General features: G+C 48.6%; 1 protein-coding gene. It reads left to right on the forward strand.

Features of this window, described 5'->3' with window-relative positions; genetic code table 11:
• Positions 1–120 precede the first annotated feature (120 nt).
• On the forward strand, positions 121–1,080 hold the full coding sequence (locus DXD78_RS20900; RefSeq protein WP_227224309.1) for an IS3 family transposase: 960 nt from the start codon (positions 121–123) through the stop codon (positions 1,078–1,080).
• The last annotated feature ends 233 nt before the right edge of the window (positions 1,081–1,313 follow it).

Consider the following 1,313-nt stretch of genomic DNA (forward strand, 5'->3'; position numbering starts at 1 on the left):
CTCCAAGCTGGAAACAGAAGCCCGTGAGTTGATGATTACGCGTGCTGAAGAACTCTTCAACATCCCTATCAGAAAAAAATCTGGGGCCAAATCGTAACGGAACTGGTCAGTCAGCGCAACCTGAAAGTTGCGTTGGCCTGCCGTCTGTTTGGCCATTGTCGTCAAGCCTACTACCAGTCAAAGGCTGACATTGAGAGTCAGATACATAGGGAACGTCTCATGCTGGATGCTGTCCGTGATATCCGTATCGAAGATCCGGGTATAGGCTGTTACAAACTGTGGATTATGCTCACCGTGCTTTTTGGAGCCGGGTTCATGCCTGGGCGGGACAGCTTTTATGCATTGCTCCGGCAACACCGCTTGATGCTTCCTGCCCGCAAGACCCGGCATACGACGAACTCCAACCATCGCTACCACAAGTGGAAGAACCTAATCAAAGGACTGACCTTGACTTCAGCCAACCAGTTGTGGGTCAGCGACATTACTTATATACCACTTGCCAATGGTGAAGTCTGTTATCTGCATCTGATTACGGATGCCTACTCCCATAAGATAGTGGGATGGGTGCTTGCCGACACCTTACGGGTATCGGCAACCATCAATGCATTGCAACAGGCTATAGAGCAGGCTGTTGAAATGACAGGAGATGAAAATCTTACGGGCCTGATACATCACTCGGACCGTGGCGTACAATACTGTTGCGACCCATACGTGGCACTTCTTCAGAAACATGGCATTGCCATCAGTATGACGGAAGACTACAAACCCACCGACAATGCCGTTGCGGAACGTATCAACGGGATTATTAAGGCGGAAAGCAGCCATCCTCGAGGCCGGTTCAACGACATCGGGCATGCAAGAAATGTCATAGCTCGCTACATACATTTCTATAACCATCGCAGACCGCATATGAGTATCGGGTATAAAATACCTGCTGTGGCGCATCTGGAGAAGGGAATACAGAAGAAAATGTGGAAGAAGAAAAAATATCCTTCCACAAGTAGCAATAAAAAGAAGGATGCAATATCTTTGCAAAGCCGGACAGCAAGTCCGGGCGAAGGCGCAGGACAGCGCACCTGACAAAGACAGAATGCCTCTTTTAGGGGCACCCAGTCTTGCCGGACAAGCAAGCACGGGCTCTGCAAATGCAGCAGGATGACTGTCAACAGAATCAGGACAACTCACTTTGCTGTGTCTACTATATCAGCAGGGCTTGGGAAGAAGTGACTACTGAACCAGTACAACATTCCAAGAACCGTCTACTGATATCGGTTATAAAAAGAAAAAGCGTCTAGCTAAATCAGGAAAAGACA

The organism is Bacteroides sp. D20 (assembly GCF_003436255.1).
Lineage (GTDB): Bacteria > Bacteroidota > Bacteroidia > Bacteroidales > Bacteroidaceae > Bacteroides > Bacteroides uniformis.